Source organism: Paenibacillus sp. AN1007, from assembly GCF_040702995.1.
Taxonomy (GTDB): Bacteria; Bacillota; Bacilli; order Paenibacillales; family Paenibacillaceae; genus Paenibacillus.
Genome location: NZ_CP159992.1, coordinates 279,632 through 300,114, shown reverse-complemented (window position 1 = coordinate 300,114; position 20,483 = coordinate 279,632). Strand labels below are relative to the sequence as shown.

Genomic DNA, 20,483 nt, shown 5'->3' with positions numbered 1-20,483 from the left:
CCCCATTTCCTCCCTTTTTGTTAAAGAAATCCAGAGGTATAATGGTGTTATGTGATTTTTGTCATGGCAGCGCTCGCGCTGCTGTGTTATCCGATAATGAAACGGAGTGAAAACTCGTGACCTACGTGGATACATCAGATATCTCGGCGCCAGTGTTTGTCACCGTACTCCTGTTCCTGATTGTGCTTGCGCCCCTGTTCAGCCTAGGCATACTTCGATTTTTTCAGAGCAAAAAGAAGGCTGGTGTCATGTACATGCTGTCAGGCTTGCTGGTGTATGTCGTATTTCAGACGTTTATGAGTATTTTTTTCTAGCGAGAACGTCTTAACACCTCAACGGATGTAAAGGCATAGGATTTTTTGTACAAACGGAAAAAGAAGACGCTTATACGCAACGTCTTGAACCCCAGACGCTGCTTTACGCGTCTTCTTTTTGTTTCTCTTTCACCACTCCATTCAAAATGCAAAAAACAGAAAAACCGCACCTCATCAGGTACGGTTTTCCTCTCTTCACTTCTATATTCAAACGGCTCGCGCGAACCGGAATAGCTTCATTTCTTTTAAACTACACAGTAAGCTTACATACTAGAAGAGCATGAATTAAGCGTCCAGTACTTTCGCGAATTGCGTTTTATTCATACCTAGGATGCGGTGTTCACCGATTACTGTCAAAGGAACTGCACGTACGCCCATGTCCCATACTTGTTGTGCGAACTCATCGCTTGTCTCGATGTTGCGCTCTTCGTAAGCAATGCCTTTGTCAGCCAGGAAAGATTTAACAGACTTACAGTTCGGGCAGTTCGTGGATGTGTATACAATTACGTTTTCCATGTTCAATTCACCTCATAATGATTATTTGATTTATATGGTTAATAATTAATAAGCTTAATCAAGCACTCTTTAAACACTGAACTTGCGAATTACAATGCAACCGCGCTGTGCTCCAGGCTTTCAATGAATTTCTCTGTATCCATCGCAGCCATACATCCGCTGCCTGCAGCTGTGATCGCCTGTTTGTAGCGTGTATCCTGAACGTCACCACATGCGAATACGCCTGGGATATTGGTTTCAGAAGTACCAGGTGTTGTCAAAATGTAACCATGCTCATCCGTCGTAATCTGGCCGCCGAGGAAACCTGTGTTCGGTGTATGACCGATGGCTACGAATACGCCGCTTGCCGGAATCACTTCTTCTTCACCTGTTGCGTTGTTGAGTACCTTCAAGCCAGTTACGCCGTTGTCGCCAGCAATAACTTCAAGTGGTGTGCGGTTCAGAGCCATTTCTACTTTTTCGTTGCTGCGTGCACGATCCTGCATGATTTTGGAACCGCGCAGTTCCTCACGACGGTGTACCAAGGTTACTTTCGAACCGAAACGGGACAAAAAGCTTGCTTCTTCCAATGCGGAATCGCCACCGCCAATAACGATGATTTCTTTGTTGCGGAAGAAGAATCCGTCACATGTCGCACATGTGCTGACACCGCGTCCCACGTTTGTTTCTTCTCCTGGAATACCCAGATATTTAGCGGAAGCACCTGTAGACAGAATCAACGTTTCCGATACAAGTTCGCCCATACCTTCTACTTGAATTTTGAATGGACGCTCGCTCATGTCGATATTGTTTACCCAACCTGTACGGAATTCAGCACCAAAACGCTCTGCCTGCTTACGCATGTTATCCATCAACTCAGGACCCATGATACCATCAGGGAAACCCGGGAAGTTCTCTACTTCCGTCGTTGTTGTCAGCTGTCCTCCCGGCTGTGGTCCTTCAATAACAAGCGGATTCAAGTTAGCACGTGCCAGATAGATTGCTGCTGTCAGCCCAGCAGGGCCTGTTCCAATAATAATTGATTTATACATGTATAGTTCCTCCCCCAGGTTCTGCAAAAAGGTCAGGTTCTCCGGCATCAAAAGCGCGAGCCTTTGCATACACTAAAACGAATAGCCCATGTCATGTCCATAAACTGCCTGCGAATATGACGATTCACCTATGCAGAAACGGAATTCTAATTTATAATCATTCTAATCTGTTGTTCATTATGATCTCTTTTATGTACGGTGTCAATGCTCGGCAGCGATTATGAAGAAGTCTTCATCAGGAGGGAAAATGGAAGCATGAACGACGCTCTACTAGGCAGCATTATTTCGGCCATGTCTACCGGACTTGGAGCCGTACCGATTTTATTTATGCGTAAAATATCACATCGTCTGCGCGACATTCTGCTCGCTTACGCAGCGGGCATTATGACCTCGGCCTCGGTGTACAATCTCATTCCCGAAGCACTCGGACAGTCCAATCTGTTCGTGCTCGCGTTTGGCATTATGCTCGGCAGCCTGGTGCTGCTTGTGCTGGAGATGCGGATCCCGCACGTAGATCTGGAGAATCCCGAGAAGATGCCTTTCAAAATTGAAGGCAAAGCCTTCATGATTATCGCAGCCATTACAATGCATAACCTGCCGGAGGGCTTGTCTGTCGGTGTAAGTTACGCTAGTACAGATGAGAATCTGGGGAATCTGATCGCCTTTTCTATCGGTCTGCAAAATGCACCCGAAGGCTTTCTGGTCGCTCTCTTTCTCGTCAATCAAAATATCGGCCGCTTCAAGGCGCTTGGTATTGCAACTCTGACCGGAGCTGTAGAGATTATTACCGCTATGATCGGATATACGCTCAGCAGTCTGGTGGCTGGCCTTGTACCATACGGTTTGGCGTTTGCAGCAGGTGCGATGATGTTCATCGTTTATAAAGAGCTGATTCCCGAAAGCCACGGAGACGGCAATGCACGCGCAGCGACAATCTCGTTCCTGTTTGGGCTGATTACGATGATTGGGCTGACCGAACTGTTCTAAATGGAACATAAACGAAAAAAGCTAGACGTCAAAACGGAAAGCCAAAAGAACCCGATACAACAGCTGCACGCTGAAGTCGGGTTCTTTATTTTGCCACAAATGAAGATTCCATGAAATTACTGAAATTGCTTATATCCTCGGTAGGGCGTTCCGTTTATTCTTTTTAACTAGTACATCAACATCTACAACATCAAGATCAAGATTGGATAAAGCGAATCAGTTCGGCATTATATTTGTTCAACTCATCGTAAAATGCACCGTGTCCACTCTCTTCAAAAACAACCATTTCAGCCGAAGGGATCGCTTTCTGCATCTCCTCCGCGAATTCGAACGGACAGATTTCATCCTTTTTACCGTGGAAAATGGCTGTAGGCACCTGGATCGTTCCCAGCTCCCCGCGCAAATCCTCATCCCGCAGCGCCATGGCACTGCTGATCGTACCATAAGAAGAAGCTTCCATGCCGAGTGCATGGAACCACTGCATGAAAGGCTGGCTGTGCTCCTTCGCAAAAAACATCCCGCCAAACGTATCCAGCAGCTTTGGACGGTCCGTGAAAATCGGCTCAATAATCTTCTCGTTCAGTTCATCCGGCGTCAAACCATACGGATAACCTTCACGCTGGGTAAATACAGGTGCCGCTGCCGACAGCAGCGCCAGCTTGGATACCCCGTGCCCCTGATGCCGCGCCATATAATGTGCAGCAATGGCACCACCCATAGAGAACCCGGCCAGCACCGCATCCGTCAGCCCCAGATCATCTATGACCGCACGAACATCGTCTGCCATGCGATCATAGTCGTAACCGGTTGACGGCTTATCCGATAAGCCATAACCTCTGAAATCCATCGCAATTGAACGAATCCCGTGATTCGGCAGCACATTCAACTGGTATTCAAACATTTTATAATTGACAGGCCAGCCGTGCAAAAACAGCACCGGAGTCCCTTCACCAATATCTTCAACATATACTTTTACACTCGGTTCAACTTGTACGTAACGGCCCATTTTTTCACAGCTCCCTTATTATTCAAAGTTATTATCAGAGTAACTATCATTAGCGAGATACGCTGTATCGTCTCTACGACTATTACCCTCTGACCACAGGTTCAAACGGGAGCTGCCGGGCGCTGCAAGTTGTTTTATAAAGCTATCACGTTAAGCTTGATGACAGATTAACTTTAACGCAGCAGCCGAAGTCCATTCAAAATAACCAGAATGGTACTTCCTTCATGACCAACCACGCCAAGCGGAAGGGCGACATCCTGCAGGAAGTTTCCTGCAATCAATGCCAGAATAACTGTAATGGCAAACCACATATTATGCTTCACCGTGCGCTCTGCCCGTCGAGCCTGCCCAATCACCCACGCAATCTCTTCAATGTTATCATTCATAAGCACTGCATCGGCTACCTCAATGGCCGTCCCGCTTCCTGATAAGCCCATCCCCATACCCACGGTTGCTGCCGCAAGTGCTGGGGCATCATTGACCCCGTCACCAACCATCAGCACATGGCCGTACTGCTCGCGAAGCGATTGTACCTGTTTCACCTTGTCTTCAGGCAGCAGATCTGCATAAACCAGACTAACTCCCGTTTCGCCAGCAATCACCGAGGCGGAACGGGCACGGTCACCGGTTAACATCGCAGCTTCGACCCCCATGCTCTTCAGCTTCTGTACAGCAGCTGCTGCCTGTGGGCGAATCCTGTCCCGCATCGCAATCAAACCTGCAAACTCACCATTCACGGTTACAACGGATATCGTTTTCCCTTCCTGCTCCAGCGCAGCACATACCTCTCCCCACTCTGGAGCACGGTTTACGGATCTTTCAACTTCATCGGCTGTGGGTTCCAGGGAATTACTATCCTTCGATTCTCCGTTCGGCATTAGCCCCAGGGTTTTCGCGGCTCTCCTCTCTTCCATCTGCATCTCTCGTGTATCTTGTGCCCACACTGTTCCATCCAGCCTTCCAATATTCCATACGATGCCGTTCAACGTTCCTTCAATGCCGTGTCCAGTAATGGACTGCACATGCTCTGCTTCCTGCAAAGGCAGATTTTCCTTATTGGCCTGTTCAACAACAGCACGGGCAAGAGGGTGCATCGAGAGATTTTCAATGGACGCTGCCGCAGATAACAGCTGCTCCCTACTTATGCCCGGTGCAGTCAGAATATCTGTTACTTGGGGTGTTCCCATCGTGAGCGTACCTGTTTTGTCAAAAGCAACCACCTTGGTATGAGCAATATTCTCCATATGCGCCCCACCCTTGAACAAAATGCCGCGGCGGGCGCTGCTCGACATTGCGGACAGCATTACAGGCATGATCGATGAAACAAGCGCACATGGTGAAGCCACCACAAGAAAAACCATTGCTTTGTAGAAAGCTTCATTCCACGTCCATCCCAAGATCAACGGTGTTCCTACAATAACCAGAATCGTAACTCCTACAACGATGCGAGCATAAATACCTTCAAAGCGTTCCATAAAACGCTGCGAGTCCGGCACCTCAGCCTGTGCTTCTTCCACCATTTTAATAATCTTGCCGAACAGCGAACCTTCAGCTGACTTGGTGACCTCGACATATACTGCCCCTTCGCCATTCACCGTACCTGCATAAACTTCGTCACCTATGTTCTTATCCACCGGCATGGATTCTCCTGTAATAGACGACTGGTTGATAAAAGAGCTTCCCCGGTAAACCACCCCATCCGCTGGAATCAGCTCTCCCGGCTTCACCAGCAGCAGATCCCCTGGCTTCAAATCCTCAATAGCTACCACATTCATCTGTCCATCTTCAATCCGCAGTGCCGTCTCGGGTTTAAGTGCCAGGAGGGATGAAATATCTTTGTGACTGCGCTCCGTCGCATAACTCTCCAAGGCTCCGCTGAGGGCAAAAATAAAGATCAACATTGCTCCTTCATTCCAGTACCCGATAGCCGCTGCTCCGAGTGATGCGGCAATCATCAGCAGGTTAACGTCCAGGTCGCGGTCTTTGACCAGCGTTCCAATGCCTTCCTTCGCCTTGGTCCAGCCCCCGATAACATAAGCTGCAATGTAAAGTATGACAGACATTGTCCCAAAGTAAGGAGCAATCCCCCATGCAATCAGCATCATAAGACCGCTGCCTAAAGCCGCCTGCATCTCCTTGTTCTGCAGCATGACTCGGAAGTCCGGCTTCTTGCCCCGGTTAGGACCAGGAGTATGGGTCGATTGCTGCTTGGCTTGCTGTTTTCCTTGTAAAGGCTGGTGTATCGCTTGCATATAAATCACGTTCCTTCCGTATGGGTTTTTGAGCGTAACGACACTGCATTTTGTCTTTCGCTTTTGGTTTTGCTTTGGCTTTGGTTTCTGCTTATTCGTTGGACTTCGCTGAATCGAACATTTCGACTGCTGCTGGTTTCCGCTTCTCATCTGACTGTCTTAACCTAAGTTGTATTGAGAATGAGAGCCATTGTTACTGCCCTAAAAATGGCACATGCTGCTGCGGAAATCCCGCAGCAGCATGGTTTAGAGATGATTTCGCATCCTCAATGAATCAATTATTCAGTGAGAATGATAATCATTTTTGTGCTTATGCAATTATTTTTACTCAATGCAACTTTTGTTTTATTATATGCCTGTGTCGTGGATTTGTAAATGGATATCCCAAATAAAACTCCAGACTTAACATCAAACGTAGATACTAAAAAAGCCGCCAGCAGCGACTTGAATAGTAACTTGAATAGGGAATCAAACCCGTTAACAGCAGCCAAAAGTCACAAGAAAGAAATATAATCACCTATCCTGTCTGATCATGCCCTGCATAAAAACATCAAATTCTTTTGTCCCTAATCCATGAAATATACCGAACAATAGATATAATTGTTAATGCAGTCAGCAAAGCAAATACAAGCAGCAGCAAACTTGCCCTTCCTGTCTCAGATAAACCTTGAAAGCTGCTTATAATGAAGATCAACAGGCCAATATCAGCAGCTGCTAAGATTAGAATGGGAACAGCATAACCTATACGCAATGTAATCCTGTCCGCCTCCTTCCTAGGGGAACTATAGTACATTAAGCATATCAAAAGTAAACACAGCGCTCTACACTCTTATCCTCTCATTCCGCTTGGTGAAGTTTCACCAAGACACGCAATTCGCCAGACATCTACCGAAAATGGCCCGCAAAAAAGGCCAAAGTCCGCTGAACACGGCTCTGACCTTATGCTGTACATTGACTATTCTTTAACCTTTTAATTTATCTTACGCGTTAAGCCCCTACGCCTGCACCCTGGCTCGCTTTAATCGCCTGCTCCAGATCATAGATGATATCTTGAATGTTCTCTGTACCGATGGACAGACGGATCAACTCCGGATTTACGCCAGCTGCGGTCTGCTCTTCGGCCGTCAGTTGGGCATGCGTGGTGCTTGCCGGATGAATGATCAATGACTTGGAGTCGCCCACGTTGGCGAGGTGAGAGAACAGTTTTACATTTTCGATCAGTTTACGTCCTGCTTCTACGCCGCCTTTAATTCCAAACGTTAAGATTGCCCCCTGCCCTCTTGGCAGATATTTCTGTGCAAGCTCATAAGATGGGTGACTTGGCAGACCTGCATAGCTCACCCAAAGAACATCTTCATGTTTCTCCAAATATTCCGCTACGGCCAGAGCGTTGCTGCTGTGACGTTCCACACGAAGATGCAGTGTCTCCAAACCTTGTACTAACAACCATGAGTTAAATGGGGAGATGGATGCACCGAGGTCACGCAGCAGCTGTACACGTGCTTTAATAATATAAGCAATCGGGCCAACCGCTTCTGTATACACAACCCCATGGTAACTTGGGTCTGGCTCAGTCAATCCCGGGAATTTGCCACTTGCTTTCCAGTCGAATTTACCACTGTCTACAATTACACCGCCGATGGACGTACCATGTCCGCCAATAAACTTCGTCGCAGAGTGAACGACAATGTCCGCTCCATGCTCAATTGGACGAAGCAGATACGGACTTGGGAATGTGTTATCCACGATCAATGGAATTCCGTGCTCATGAGCAATCGCTGCCACGGCTTCAATATCAAGTACGTTACCTTTCGGGTTACCAATCGTTTCAGCGTACAACGCTTTTGTTTTCTCCGTAATTGCCGCACGGAAATTCTCTGGATCACTGGAATCTACGAACTTCACATCAAGACCCAGTTTCGGCAGTGTTGTAGAGAACAGGTTATACGTACCACCGTACAGGCTCGCCGAGGACACGATCTCATCTCCAGCACCAGCAATGTTTAGCAAAGAGAACGTAATAGCAGCCTGACCCGAAGCTGTAGCCAATGCGCCTGCTCCACCTTCCAGCGCCGCAATCCGCTGCTCAAATACATCCGTTGTCGGATTCATCAGACGTGTGTAGATGTTGCCAAACTCTTTCAAACCAAACAGATTAGCGGCATGCTCCGTATCGCGGAATCCATAAGATGTGGTCTGGTACAGGGGTACAGCTCTAGATTGAGTTGTAGGGTCAATCTCTTGACCTGCATGAATAGCTAATGTTTCAAATGAAAGCTCACGTTCGTTTGACATAATTCTGAATCCTCCCTTGATATATACATTCTTGTGTGTGTGTTGATTCTCAATTCCTGCTTTACTGATATCTGTTCATGACAGCTTATGTTTTCCATATTCTCTCACAAGATGTCGGTTTTGAAAAGAGTTTATTTCCGATTTTTCCGATAAGAAATATAAATATGTAAATCTCACATCGCCTGCAGCAAAAAAACCTTCGCCGCAGCAAAGGTTTTTCGATTCTTTCAATCAACTTCAATCATTTAACTTGCAATATATAACTCAAAATCATAAGTGTGAGCTTCATGAGCAGACGAGCTTCTCAACTCTTCACACCCTTACAGCATTCCACACCTCACGCAGATGCTTGGCAGCAGGAACAGCCTCTTCTGCATTCACACCTTCCAGCGAGATATCAATGTGTGGTTTATACGTCTTGAGCAATTCGAAGAACAACGGATAATCCAGAATTCCCGCACCAGGAACAGGATTATACTTCTCCCCCTGTACATTGAAAGCTACATCCTTTGCATGAATCACGATAATCTTCTCATACAGCTTCTCCATGACTTCGCGCAGAAAAGCTCCTTGATCTGCTGTATGATGCTGTTTAATAAGATTGCACGGATCAAACAGCATACCCAGATTAGATGATGGAATCTCTTCAAACAAACGGGTCATATGTTCATGCGTATGAAGCGTATGTGTCGCTACAGGTTCAATGGCGGCATGTACGCCCCATTTCTCGGCTTCCTCCGTGATTTCCTCCAGCGTGTCCTTCAGAACACTCCATGACTTTTCATCATACGTGTCTGGATGAGTATCCCGATAAGTCGTTCGTTCTCCTGTTTCTGTTGCCACCATACTGCACCCGAAATCCCGGGCATATCGCAAATGTTCCTTGAACCGGTTAATGTCTGCGCGACGGCTCACAGGATCAGGATCAATCGGATTGATATAACAGCCCAGAACAGCAATTTTCACTCCGCGGCTGGCAAATTGTTCTCCTACCTCATTAGCGAATCCAGGGCTCAATTTGCCATTCGCTGAATCCATATCCGACAACGCTTTGGCAAGAGCCAGCTGCACGGAGTTGAATCCATTATCCGCAATCGTCTGTGCCAGTTCAGCTGTAGGCCGTTTACCAAACGTATGGGCCAGAATGCCAAGTTTCATCTCACTGCCTCCTTCTGCAGAGCGAATCTCGAAAGCCCGATTAACGTGCCATCCATCCGCCATCCACATTCAGTACGTGACCATTCAAGTAATCCGATGCGGCAGAAGCCAAGAACACAACCGGACCTTTCAAATCCTCAGGAGTTCCCCAACGCCCTGCAGGAATACGTGCCGTAATATCGCGGTAACGATTCTCGTCCGCACGAATTTGCGTTGTATTATCGGTTTCCATATAACCTGGGGCAATTCCGTTAATCTGAATACCCTTGCCAGCCCATTCATTGGCGAGCGCCTTCGTCAACCCGGCAACGCCATGTTTACTAGCTGTATATCCCGGTACATTAATGCCGCCCTGATAGGAAAGCATCGATGCGATATTAATGATTTTGCCGCTTCCACGTTCAATCATATGTCTGCCTGCCAGCTGACTCAGGAAAAATACACTGTTCAGGTTCAGCGCAATAACATCATGCCAGTCCTGATGCGCGTGATCTGCTGCCGGAGTGCGGCGAATAATGCCGGCATTGTTGACGAGAATATCAATTCTGCCCTGGAAAGCGAGCGCTTTTTCAAATACAGCTGAAAGCTCCTCTTCCTTGCTCAGGTCAGCTTCAATGATATACGCTTTGCGTCCCAGCGCTTCAATAGCACTTGCTGTCTCTGCCGGTTTGGAGTATGACACCAGCACCACATCAGCCCCAGCTTCCGCAAGGCCAACAGCCATTCCCTGCCCGAGTCCTCCCGAAGTACCTGTCACCATGGCAACTTGTCCGCTTAAATCAAATGGGTTCATGAACAATTCCTCCGCATGTCTTTGATATGCAAACAACAACATTAATCATTCGTTATTTCATTACGTAAAAAGGATATGAAGTTAACTATGGTAATCCACATTGACACCAAGCTGCCTGTATAGATCCGCTGTCTCTTCTTCCAGATGTCGGTCACTGATAATATAATCCAGTTCAGAACACTGCGCGAAAGTACGGAGAGCAAACTGCCCGAATTTGTAATGATCCACCACACCAAATACCTGCTGTGCGGCAGCAATCATCGCTTTTTTCAAGGGAACTAAATCCCCTGTATAGATGGACAATCCAAATTCGGGATGAAGCGCCGTGGTTGAAATAAAGGCTTTGTGAATATTCAGACCGGAGATAAACGCCGCTGTATCCTCACCCACCAACATATTACGCACACGCGCTCCACCGGGAACGACCAGCCGTACCTGTTCCTTTTTCGTCAGCTCTGCAATGATATACAAATCACTCGTAATCACTGTCAACGGCTGATTCTCCAATCGTTTCGCCATCTCCAGCGTTGTGCTTCCACCATCCAGAGCGACAATATCACCCGGTTTGATGTAAGCAAGCGCCCGCTCCGCAATCTCGGTTTTCTCGGACTGGCGCTTCTCCAGCACTCCCCTGCTGTTCAAAATGCCATACTGGTCGTTCTGAGCAAGCATGGCCCCGCCATGTACACGTACAAGCAGTCCCATAGTCTCCAGCTTGTCGAGATCCTCTCGTACCGTTTTGCCTGTCACCTGCAGCAGTTCGCTCAAATCGCTGACGGTGACTTCCTGGCGCTCCAGCAGAGCCTCCATTATTTTTTCATGTCGTTTCAATGGATTCATCTAATCAACTTCCTATTTCTGAATGCAAAAATGAATATCGTGTTTGAATGACACATTCCCATTCACTTCCACATCAGACGGCTTAAATTCGAACATTCATCGGTTACTTCATTGGTAGATTCATTGTACATGGTTCATTGCTTCATTCAATCATTTATTTGTATTTATTCATGTATTGATTCTTGGATTATTGTTTATTTCAGATCTTTCATCGCTACGCCGTCCATGTCTTCAAACGTCTGATTTTCCCCAGCCATGGCCCAGCAGAATGTATAATTGCTCGTACCCACACCGCTGTGAATAGACCAGCTTGGAGAGATGATCGCTTGACGATCACGTACAACGAGATGGCGTGTTTCGTTCGGTTCACCCATCATGTGGAATACAACGCCATCTTCAGGCAGATTCCAGTACAGGTATACTTCAGAACGACGGTTATGCGTATGTGCAGGCATCGTGTTCCACATGTTTCCTTTGTTCAATTCCGTGATACCCATCACGAGCTGGCAGCTCTTGATTCCGCCTTCACCCTGGTGAATGTAACGATAAATGGTACGTTCGTTCGAGCTTTCGATGCTGCCGAGATGGTTCGGCTGTGCTTGCTCTTGGGTTGCTTTTACTGTCGGATAGGTATGGTGAGCTGGTGTAGAAACGAAATAGAACTGAGCCGCTTGCTCGGTGCCATTACTCTTGAATACAACTTCCTTGACCCCTTTACCGATATAAAGACATTCTTTCGCTCCAATTTCGTACACTTCTCCGTCCGCTGTTACAGTACCTTGTCCACCCACATTAATGATACCGATTTCACGGCGCTCCAAGAAAAAGTCCGTTCCGATATCTTTCAAGTTTACTTCAAGGGTGATGTCCTTGCTGTGTGTCACTGCAGTTCCCACAATGTAACGATCCACATGAGAGTACACAGTCACCAGTTCGTCTTTGGCAAACAACTGCTCCATAAGGAATTCCTCACGCAAACGAGCTGTATCATACGTCTTCACTTCATTCGGGTGTGCTGCATAACGGTTTTCCATCTGTAATCCATCCCTTTCGTCTTATGAATAATGTTAGGATCGAGCCTTGTTGAGTCCTTCTGACAGTCAATCGTGTTCATTAATGTTTGTTAAAGTTCATATAAGTTCATTTTAGTTCATTTTGTATCTTTTGTGTACCCTTATTTTAAGAAAAATGAAAATCATTAGATCGTATTCGCTATTTCTAATAATGTTGTGTAGTCGTACAGCGGTTCAAGATTGTTATTTTTGCCGGATACAAGAGCATAAGTTAACCCCTCATCTCTCCAGTAGATGGCACTTATTTCTCCATTCCCTTGGTCCCAGGTTTGTGAACCGTTGGTTAACTTACGACCTATTTTCCCTTTTGGAGGGGTATCTGCCTTGGAGTTGGTGATCAGCAGAATTAAGTTTGCATCCTCGTCCTTGTTTGCATACGTCATTTCCACTGCTTCGTATGTTCCATTCGTTTCTAAAATTCGAGTATATTGTTCGGTGATTTCAAACGGGACGACCGGCTGTTTAATTTTGAAAGGAACCCTGGCTTCCGCCTCCTGCAAAGAAACTTCAACCGCCGGAAGACTCGGCTCCTCATCTCCCGTCACCAGGCTGCTCTCCGTTTTTTCCGAGCAAGCAGATAGCACAAGAAGAACCATACATAACATACTTAGACACATGATTTTTTTCAGAATTGCCAACTCAATCACCTCCAGCTCCTCAAAAGTATTTTCCCCTTCAAACCCGCTTCCGCCGCAGCAGCAGCCTGATGCACATTCGTTAACTCATAGTTCTCGCTCGTGTCTGCCATGACCAGCTGCCCAGCACGGATCAGCGTCATTACCTCATTAAATACCTGCGTCCACTCCTCCTGTGAACAGCGTTCCACCCAGTGTTTAAGCCAGAAGAGCTTCACTTGAACTTGTGTTCCTCGGGTTAACTCATGCCACAATGGGGTAATTCCTGAAAGCAGTCCAATACTGATAAGCATACCGCTCTGTCCAAGACAGCTCACGAGCTGCTCTCCATCCGTTCCGCCAATACAATCCACGGCTGCATCAGCGCCTCGTCCTTCTGTTATTGTCATGATTCTTTCCTGAAGCTGTTCCTTTGTTGTGTTCACGATGACATCCGCCCCAAGACGGAGCAGGTCAGCAGTGTGCCGATCGCTCCTTGTAAGCGCGATCATTCGAAAACCGATAATTTTCGATAATTGTGCAAATACACGCCCAATTGCAGAGCCGCCGGCATTGACGATCAATGTATTACCATACGTAAGATGCAGCATACGGTTACAGATCAGCCAAGCAGTTACGGGATTAATGTAAATCTGAGATGCCGTTTCGTCACAGATCTCATCAGGCACGATGACTGCATGCCTAGCAGAAGTCTTCACTACTTCCTGCCACGTATTCTCTCCCCTTAACGGTAAAACACGACGCCCCAGCATGTGATGTGATACTCCGCTCCCGACAGCCTCTACCACTCCCACACCCTCAAAACCAGGAACAGCCGGCAGCAGCGTGCGATGTGAATAGGCTCCTCGAACAGGAATAAGATCGGATGGATTAATAGGTCTGGCCAACATTCTTACGTTTACTTCGCCCTCCCCAGGCGGTAGTATTTCTTTTTCTTCCACAAGCAGTACTTCATTTGGTTCCCCAAAACGATAATATCGGATGACCTTTGCTCTCATTCTACTCTCTCTCCTAACCAAGCTCTTAAGTCTTTCCCGCTGTATGCTGGAACAACATTCCATTATATAAACATCGTAACATTAAAAACATTCTATGCAACCACCTATAACAGCACATATGATCGTTTTTTCCATACCACTACTTACAAAAAAATAAAAAAGAACCTTCTCGCCTGAATGACAGACGAGAAGGTTCTCTATGTTACATATTAATGTGCTACTGCGTTGTTCAGCATGATCCAGATCGAACCAATGACGATGGTCAACATCATCAGCAATCCGAAGATAAGGGCCATCACATTCCAGCGAGGCTTCTCTGTTTCACGGATATGCATGAAGAAGAAGAGTTGAACCACAAACTGAAGTGCCGCTGTACCAAGAATAACAACCATTGTTCCTGTTTTGCCCATCATATCGTTCAGCACCACGACCAGAGGAATGATGGTCAGAACGATGGACAGAATGAAACCGACGACATAGGACTTCAGTGAGCCATGTTGTTCGTGTCCATGGGAATCATGTGCGTTGTGCTCTGCCATCTACATCACCCCCATCAGATAGACGATCGTCAGGAGGAAAATCCATACGACGTCCAAGAAGTGCCAGTACAAGCTGATTACGTTGATTTTACCGCGAGTGACATCGGTAATACCCCGTTTTTTCAGTTGGAACATCAGTCCGATCATCCAGATCAGACCGAGCGATACGTGGAGTCCGTGAGTACCCACGAGGGTAAAGAACGCGCCGGAAGCAGCACTCGTTGTGTAGCTGAATCCTTCGTGAACCATCTCAACAAATTCATAAATTTCCAGTGCAAGGAAGCCTGCACCCAGAACAGCTGTAATGATAAGCCAGTTAATCAATTGTTTTACTTTACCCTGGTTCATTGCCAGAACCGCAAGTCCACTCGTAAAGGAACTTGTGAGCAATAGGAAGGTTTCGGCAATTACACCAGGCATTTTGATCAAGTCAGACAAAATCGGTCCGCCCGCCGTATTGTCACGCAGCACAATGAAGGTTGCGAACAATACGGAGAACAGGATAACGTCGGAAATCAGGAAGAACCAGAATCCGAGAATTTTCATTTCCTGTGGATCATGGTGGCCATGGTCATGACCGTGTGCATGATTCTCACCGTGCTTAGCGGCTGCTTGAGCCATCTATACCGACCCCCTTAACGACGCTTCGGTACGTTTAATTTCATCGACCGGAATATAATAATCCGTATCGTAAGAGAAGGAACGAGCGATCATGCAGATACCTACGCCAGCAAGTCCGAGAATTGCCATCCACAGCCATCCGAAGACGAAGCCAAAACCGGCTACGAACCAGAAGACAGACATAATGAACGGAATCGAGGAATTCTTCGGCATATGAATTGGCTCATATACAGGCTCAGGCGGATGAATACCTTTCGCACGACGTTCTTTCTCTTCCCACCACTCATCCACATCATCTCCGCGCGGTGTAACAGCGAAGTTGTATTCCGGAGCTGGTGAAGGAATAGACCACTCAAGCGTACGACCATCCCATGGATCGCCAGATGCTTTGAGTGTTTTGTATTTACGAATACCGTCTGCAATTTGTGCAACTTGGAACAAGAATCCGACACCCATCAGGAATGCCCCGATTGTGGATACGAAGTTGAGTTCCCACCAGCCAGTATCCCAGCCATATGTGCTCAGACGACGTGTCATACCCATCAGACCGACAGCGTACTGCGGCATGAAGCAGACATAGAAACCAATATTCCAAGTCCAGAATGCCCATTTGCCCAGTTTCTCTTCGAGTTGGAAACCAAACATTTTAGGCCACCAGTAGTACAGACCTGCGAAGTATCCAAAGACAACGCCGCCGATCAACACTTGGTGGAAGTGAGCAATCAGGAAGTAACTGTTGTGGAACTGGAAGTCAGCAGGAGCTACGGACAGCATAACACCTGTCATCCCCCCGACGATGAAGCACGGGATAAAGGCAATGGTCCACATCATCGGTGTAGCCATGCGTATCCTGCCTCGATACATCGTGAACAGCCAGTTAAAGACTTTAACCCCTGTCGGAATCGCAATCAGCATCGTAGTTACCGCGAAGAATGCATTGACGTCCGCCCCGGAACCCATCGTGAAGAAGTGATGCGCCCATGTAAAGAAGGACAGGAAGCTGATGATCAGCATCGCGAATACCATCGATTTGTAACCAAACAGTTTTTTACGAGAGAACGTACTTACGATCTCGGAGAACACACCAAATGCCGGCAAGACGACAATGTATACCTCAGGGTGACCCCACATCCAGATCAAGTTGATATACATCATTGGGTTGCCGCCCAGATCAAGTGTGAAGAAGTGCGCCCCGGCAAATCTGTCGAGGAAAAGCAGTGCAAGTGTCACGGTCAAGATCGGGAAAGCAAACAAGATAATAATACAAGTGGAGAATACCGACCATGTAAACATCGGCAGTTTCATCCATTTCATGCCTGGCGCACGCATTTTAATGATGGTAACCATAAAGTTGATACCGGTCGCCAGGGAACCGATACCCGATATCTGGATACCCCATATATAGAAGTTCTGTCCTACCCCCGGACTGTGTGACAGCTCCGATAGAGGCGGATAACTCAGCCATCCAGCATCCGGTGAACCACCGATGACGAAGGACAGGTTGAACAGCATTGCGCCCAGGAAGAATAACCAGAAGCTCAGTGCGTTCAGGAACGGGAATGCCACGTCCCTTGCTCCGATCTGTAACGGCACAATGACGTTAAACAAACCGAACATAAATGGCATCGCCATGAACAGGATCATGATCGTACCATGTGTTGTGAAGACCTGATTATAGTGTTCTGGATGTAAGAAATCCATATTAGGCATAGCCAGCTGCAGACGCATCATCAATGCATCCACACCACCACGGAACAACATGATAATGGAAGCAATGATATACATAATACCGATCTTTTTATGATCGACAGTAGTTAACCAGTTACGCCAGAGCCAGCCCCATTTTTTGAAATAAGTCAGCACCGATACGATCGCAATAATCGTAATCCCGATCGCCACGTCTGCTCCATAGATCAGCGGGTCGCCGGTTACAAAAAACTCCGATGCAAACTCCTTTAATCTCTCTAACATTGGGGGCCTCCTTTCAATCTTTAGTTCGTACTTGTATTTACTTTCGGTACAGATAAGGATTTGTCTCCAGCAGCTTCGTTCGAACTTGAACTTTCATGCTTGCTGTGAGCACTTTTGCCGTCAACAACATATTTAGTCACGATGTTCTGGAACAAACCTTCAGGGAAGGCAGAGTAATAAGCAACATTACTTGTTCCCGGCTTCGCCAGAGCATCATACGTTTCTTGTGTCATTGGCTGGGATTGGTCTTTAACTTCCCTCACCCATTGGTCGAACTCTTCATCCGAAGTCGCATTTACATCAAAACGCATCTGCGCAAAGTGTTCACCGGTGAAGTTAGCTCCCGAGCCCCAGTATTTACCTTCATGGTCTGCTTGCAAATACAAGGTCATCGCCATACCTGACATCGTGTAAATTTGTCCACCCAGCTGCGGAATCCAGAATGAGTTCATCGGTGAATCCGCAGTAAGCTCAAATTTCACAGGCCGGTCTGCCGGAATATTCAGCGTGTTAACCGTTGCAATGCCCTGCTCAGGATACAGGAACAACCATTTCCAATCCAGTGAAGATACCTGAATCGTAATTGGTGCTTTCTCATGAGCCAGCGGCTTGGAAGGCTCAAGGTCATACGTGTAGCGAACTGTAATAATGGCAATCAGCCCGACAACAATAATCGGAATGGTCCACCAGATAACTTCCGCCTTCGTATTGTGAGCCCAGTTTGGCTGGTACTCGTTTTTGTTGTCTGGCTTGTCGCGGTAACGCCAAACGATTACAGCAGACAAAATCAACACAGGAACGATAACGATCGCACAAAGAAGTGTCGTAATAACAATCAGATCTCTCTGCGATGCGCCGATAGGCCCCTTCGGATCCATAACAACGTACTGCCCGCCTGCCACCATTGGCCAGACAATCAAGGCAATTGTAACCAACGTCAGGACAACCGGAATAATAATCCGAGTTAGCGACCTAGGTTTCTTGTTCATTTTGATCCCCTCTCCTCAAATATTCGCTCATACTAAAAAATCAGTATACTACTCTCTTCCTACTAAAGATATCAGAAACGAGCGACTTTTTTATTCTTGTTAACAAATTTGTCGATTTTACACCCTAAATGTGTGAATTTTTTCTCACAAATCACTGGATCGGTTGATATTTGTACATTGTAATCTTTACACTCCAGGTCACAAAATAAAACCCTTTGCAGTCCCGTTGAACAAGGTCAACGAATCCGCAAAGGGCTTTATTGACTGGATTCCGGGGAATATTCCAGTCTTATTATGGACAATATTGCGCAGGATTATAATTAATCCGCGCCTTCGTCTTCCCGGCGTGTATGAACCAGACCAATCGCTTTGGCAATGACGTAAATAAATACGCTCCCTACAAGAAAACCAATGCCAACCATTAATCCCAAATTACGATCATTAAAATCATTCAAGTTAATTAGGCACAGCACAACTCCAGTAATCAGTGCAATCCATGCCAAAACTGTCATCGTCAAGACTGCGCGACGCATATTTTTATCTTTACGCTCTAATTGGCTGACCATTGCTGTCTTCGATGCCATAGTAAACACTTCCTTTTCCCTTTTTGTAAGTGCTTTCCTTATACAAATATACCACATTAGTATGAATTTTAGTCAATAAATGTTCAAATTTATTTCTCATTTTGGACACTTTATTTCCGTGAAACATATTGACAAACGCATTCACACATCCTCTTACTTCTTATAACCCAAAAACACTCGTTTCATAACACCATTACAGGCTGAAGCTTATGAACGGTTTATGAACTTCATTTTTACTCAGACAGCAGAAAAAAGCGGCCCATCGGAAATATCCGACAGAGCCGCCTATATATAATAGAAGAAACATAAATCCGTACAATAAACCAATTAGTTCCGAATTTCCAGCCAATTGTTCTTGATCACGTTCTGATACCAGTAAAAGCTTTCCTTAGGGGTTCTTACAAGCGAACGATAATCGACATGCACCAGACCAAAGCGCATCCGGTATCCCTCGGCCCATTCAAAGTTGTCCATTAGAGACCAGGCCATATAACCTTTCAGGTTAATTCCGTCATTGATAATCCGATGGATTTGGGCCAAATGCTGCTCATAATAAGAGATGCGGCGATCATCGTTAATTTTCCCATTCTCCAGATCATCATTAATGCAGGCACCGTTCTCGGTAATATATACATCCACGTTGCCGTACTTCTGCAAGTAATGCATGAATTCATACAAGCCGCGTGATTCCACCGGCCAGCCGATGTCTGTTTTGATCAGGCCCATATTCAGCTCTTCAGACTGAAGTACACCTGCCTCCGGGTTATAACGGTTAATGCCCATCGTGTAATAATTTATCCCCAACAGGTCGATCGGCTCTGAGATAATTTCCATATCCCCGTCCTGAATCGGCACGGTTGCGCCAGCCTCTGCAAACCAATCCACCAAAAATTGTGGATATGAGCCCTTGTAGATTGGATCCAGGAACCAGTCTGTGTTCAGCGCGATCGAACGATCACATGCTGCTTGATCCTCAGGAGATTTACTGTAAGGCTCAGCCCAACAAACATTCGGAGCAATACCGATCTGTCCTGTAATCCCCATACGGCGGAAGGATTGTACAGCCTTACCGTGAGCAACCAGCAGGCCGTGAGCCACGTTAATGGCTGTCTGCACATCTTTGTTACCCGGTGCATGGATACCCAGCATATTCGAGAGGAATGCAATACACCATGGTTCGTTAAAGGTAAGCCAGAAATTGATTTTGCCTGAGAACTCTTTGAAGATCACTTCTGCATATTTGACAAAAGCATCTACGGTTCTGCGATTTCCCCAACCCCCGTCATCTTCCAGTGTCTGCGGCAGGTCCCAGTGATACAAGGTAAGGAACGGTTCAATTCCAGCATCAATCAAAGCATCTACAAAACGATGATAGAAATCCAGGCCTTCACGGTTGATTTCGCCATCTCCGTCCGGAATAATACGCGGCCATGCAATGGAGAAACGATAGGTGTTGATACCGAGCTTTTTCATCAGTGCAATGTCTTCTTCATAACGGTGGTAGCTGTCGCAAGCGACATCACCATTGTCGCCATTAAACACTTTGCCAGGAGTGCGTGCAAATGTATCCCAGATGGAAACTCCGCGTCCTCCCTCGTGCGCAGCCCCTTCAATCTGATAGGATGCAGTTGCTGTTCCCCAGCGGAAATCCTGAGGGAATTGAAATATGGTCATGGCTTAATCCTCCGTCTCTAATGGCGCCTGGATCATTGATCCGGCGGCATACTAAAAATATAGGTGGTACATTTTCATTACGAAACCAGTTTCCTAAAACGTTTTCGAAGAAGTGTAAATAAAAAAGGCAATTCGCTTTAAGCAGTCATAACATCACAACCAGCGGGGATATCCCATTTTGGAATGGGAGTGCTTACAATAAGAGGA

The 20,483-nt window shown here is 46.6% G+C and carries 19 protein-coding genes; 2 read left to right on the top strand and 17 right to left on the bottom strand.

Annotated elements, in window-relative coordinates; all coding sequences use genetic code 11:
- Positions 1-116 precede the first annotated feature (116 nt).
- Complete coding sequence (locus ABXS70_RS01245; protein WP_342552826.1) at positions 117-314, top strand: hypothetical protein; 198 nt, start codon at positions 117-119, stop codon at positions 312-314.
- 285 nt (positions 315-599) lie between these two features.
- On the opposite strand, the gene ABXS70_RS01240 is transcribed toward ABXS70_RS01245, so the two are convergent.
- Together ABXS70_RS01240 and trxB are read right to left on the bottom strand one after the other, a co-directional pair.
- A complete protein-coding gene (locus ABXS70_RS01240; protein WP_111268376.1) occupies positions 600-830 on the bottom strand; it encodes a glutaredoxin family protein in 231 nt (76 codons plus the stop codon).
- Positions 831-919: 89 nt separating this feature from the next.
- Positions 920-1,861 carry a thioredoxin-disulfide reductase gene (gene trxB, locus ABXS70_RS01235; RefSeq protein ID WP_090924450.1) on the bottom strand — a complete coding sequence of 314 codons (942 nt, stop codon included), beginning with the start codon at positions 1,859-1,861 and terminating at the stop codon, positions 920-922.
- A gap of 255 nt (positions 1,862-2,116) precedes the next feature.
- On the opposite strand from trxB, the gene ABXS70_RS01230 reads away from it, so the two are divergent.
- Positions 2,117-2,848 carry a ZIP family metal transporter gene (locus tag ABXS70_RS01230; RefSeq protein ID WP_090924449.1) on the top strand — a complete coding sequence of 244 codons (732 nt, stop codon included), beginning with the start codon at positions 2,117-2,119 and terminating at the stop codon, positions 2,846-2,848.
- A 196-nt stretch (positions 2,849-3,044) separates the two neighbouring features.
- Here the strand turns inward: ABXS70_RS01230 and ABXS70_RS01225 are convergent, their stop codons facing one another.
- The 15 genes from ABXS70_RS01225 to ABXS70_RS01155 all read right to left on the bottom strand — a co-directional run bounded on the left by ABXS70_RS01225 (position 3,045) and on the right by ABXS70_RS01155 (position 20,276).
- Positions 3,045-3,854, bottom strand: coding sequence for an alpha/beta hydrolase (locus ABXS70_RS01225; protein ID WP_342552827.1), 810 nt, complete (start codon positions 3,852-3,854; stop codon positions 3,045-3,047).
- Positions 3,855-4,027: 173 nt separating this feature from the next.
- Positions 4,028-6,106 carry a heavy metal translocating P-type ATPase gene (locus ABXS70_RS01220; protein ID WP_366293353.1) on the bottom strand — a complete coding sequence of 693 codons (2,079 nt, stop codon included), beginning with the start codon at positions 6,104-6,106 and terminating at the stop codon, positions 4,028-4,030.
- Positions 6,107-7,093: 987 nt separating this feature from the next.
- Positions 7,094-8,401, bottom strand: a complete 1,308-nt coding sequence (locus tag ABXS70_RS01215; protein WP_342552829.1) for a homocysteine synthase — start codon at positions 8,399-8,401, stop codon at positions 7,094-7,096.
- A gap of 312 nt (positions 8,402-8,713) precedes the next feature.
- On the bottom strand, positions 8,714-9,559 hold the full coding sequence (locus ABXS70_RS01210) for a sugar phosphate isomerase/epimerase (RefSeq protein WP_342552830.1): 846 nt from the start codon (positions 9,557-9,559) through the stop codon (positions 8,714-8,716).
- A gap of 40 nt (positions 9,560-9,599) precedes the next feature.
- Entirely contained in the window at positions 9,600-10,352 is a 753-nt protein-coding gene (kduD, locus tag ABXS70_RS01205; RefSeq protein ID WP_090924445.1) for a 2-dehydro-3-deoxy-D-gluconate 5-dehydrogenase KduD, read from the bottom strand.
- A gap of 81 nt (positions 10,353-10,433) precedes the next feature.
- Positions 10,434-11,192: a DeoR/GlpR family DNA-binding transcription regulator gene (locus tag ABXS70_RS01200; RefSeq protein WP_342552831.1), complete on the bottom strand. Its 759-nt coding sequence runs from the start codon at positions 11,190-11,192 to the stop codon at positions 10,434-10,436.
- Positions 11,193-11,386: 194 nt separating this feature from the next.
- Positions 11,387-12,226: a 5-dehydro-4-deoxy-D-glucuronate isomerase gene (kduI, locus tag ABXS70_RS01195; protein WP_342552832.1), complete on the bottom strand. Its 840-nt coding sequence runs from the start codon at positions 12,224-12,226 to the stop codon at positions 11,387-11,389.
- A gap of 164 nt (positions 12,227-12,390) precedes the next feature.
- Entirely contained in the window at positions 12,391-12,903 is a 513-nt protein-coding gene (locus ABXS70_RS01190; RefSeq protein ID WP_342552833.1) for a hypothetical protein, read from the bottom strand.
- A gap of 5 nt (positions 12,904-12,908) precedes the next feature.
- On the bottom strand, positions 12,909-13,898 hold the full coding sequence (locus ABXS70_RS01185) for a zinc-dependent alcohol dehydrogenase family protein (RefSeq protein WP_366293347.1): 990 nt from the start codon (positions 13,896-13,898) through the stop codon (positions 12,909-12,911).
- A 209-nt stretch (positions 13,899-14,107) separates the two neighbouring features.
- A complete protein-coding gene (gene cyoD, locus ABXS70_RS01180; RefSeq protein ID WP_342552835.1) occupies positions 14,108-14,437 on the bottom strand; it encodes a cytochrome o ubiquinol oxidase subunit IV in 330 nt (109 codons plus the stop codon).
- Complete coding sequence (gene cyoC / locus ABXS70_RS01175; protein ID WP_342552836.1) at positions 14,438-15,058, bottom strand: cytochrome o ubiquinol oxidase subunit III; 621 nt, start codon at positions 15,056-15,058, stop codon at positions 14,438-14,440.
- Complete coding sequence (locus tag ABXS70_RS01170; protein ID WP_342552837.1) at positions 15,059-17,029, bottom strand: cbb3-type cytochrome c oxidase subunit I; 1,971 nt, start codon at positions 17,027-17,029, stop codon at positions 15,059-15,061. It lies immediately after the preceding gene.
- 20 nt (positions 17,030-17,049) lie between these two features.
- A complete protein-coding gene (gene cyoA, locus ABXS70_RS01165) occupies positions 17,050-18,018 on the bottom strand; it encodes a ubiquinol oxidase subunit II (protein WP_342552838.1) in 969 nt (322 codons plus the stop codon).
- 320 nt (positions 18,019-18,338) lie between these two features.
- Entirely contained in the window at positions 18,339-18,602 is a 264-nt protein-coding gene (locus ABXS70_RS01160; protein ID WP_342552839.1) for a hypothetical protein, read from the bottom strand.
- A 327-nt stretch (positions 18,603-18,929) separates the two neighbouring features.
- Complete coding sequence (locus ABXS70_RS01155; RefSeq protein WP_342552840.1) at positions 18,930-20,276, bottom strand: GH1 family beta-glucosidase; 1,347 nt, start codon at positions 20,274-20,276, stop codon at positions 18,930-18,932.
- Positions 20,277-20,483 lie beyond the last annotated feature (207 nt).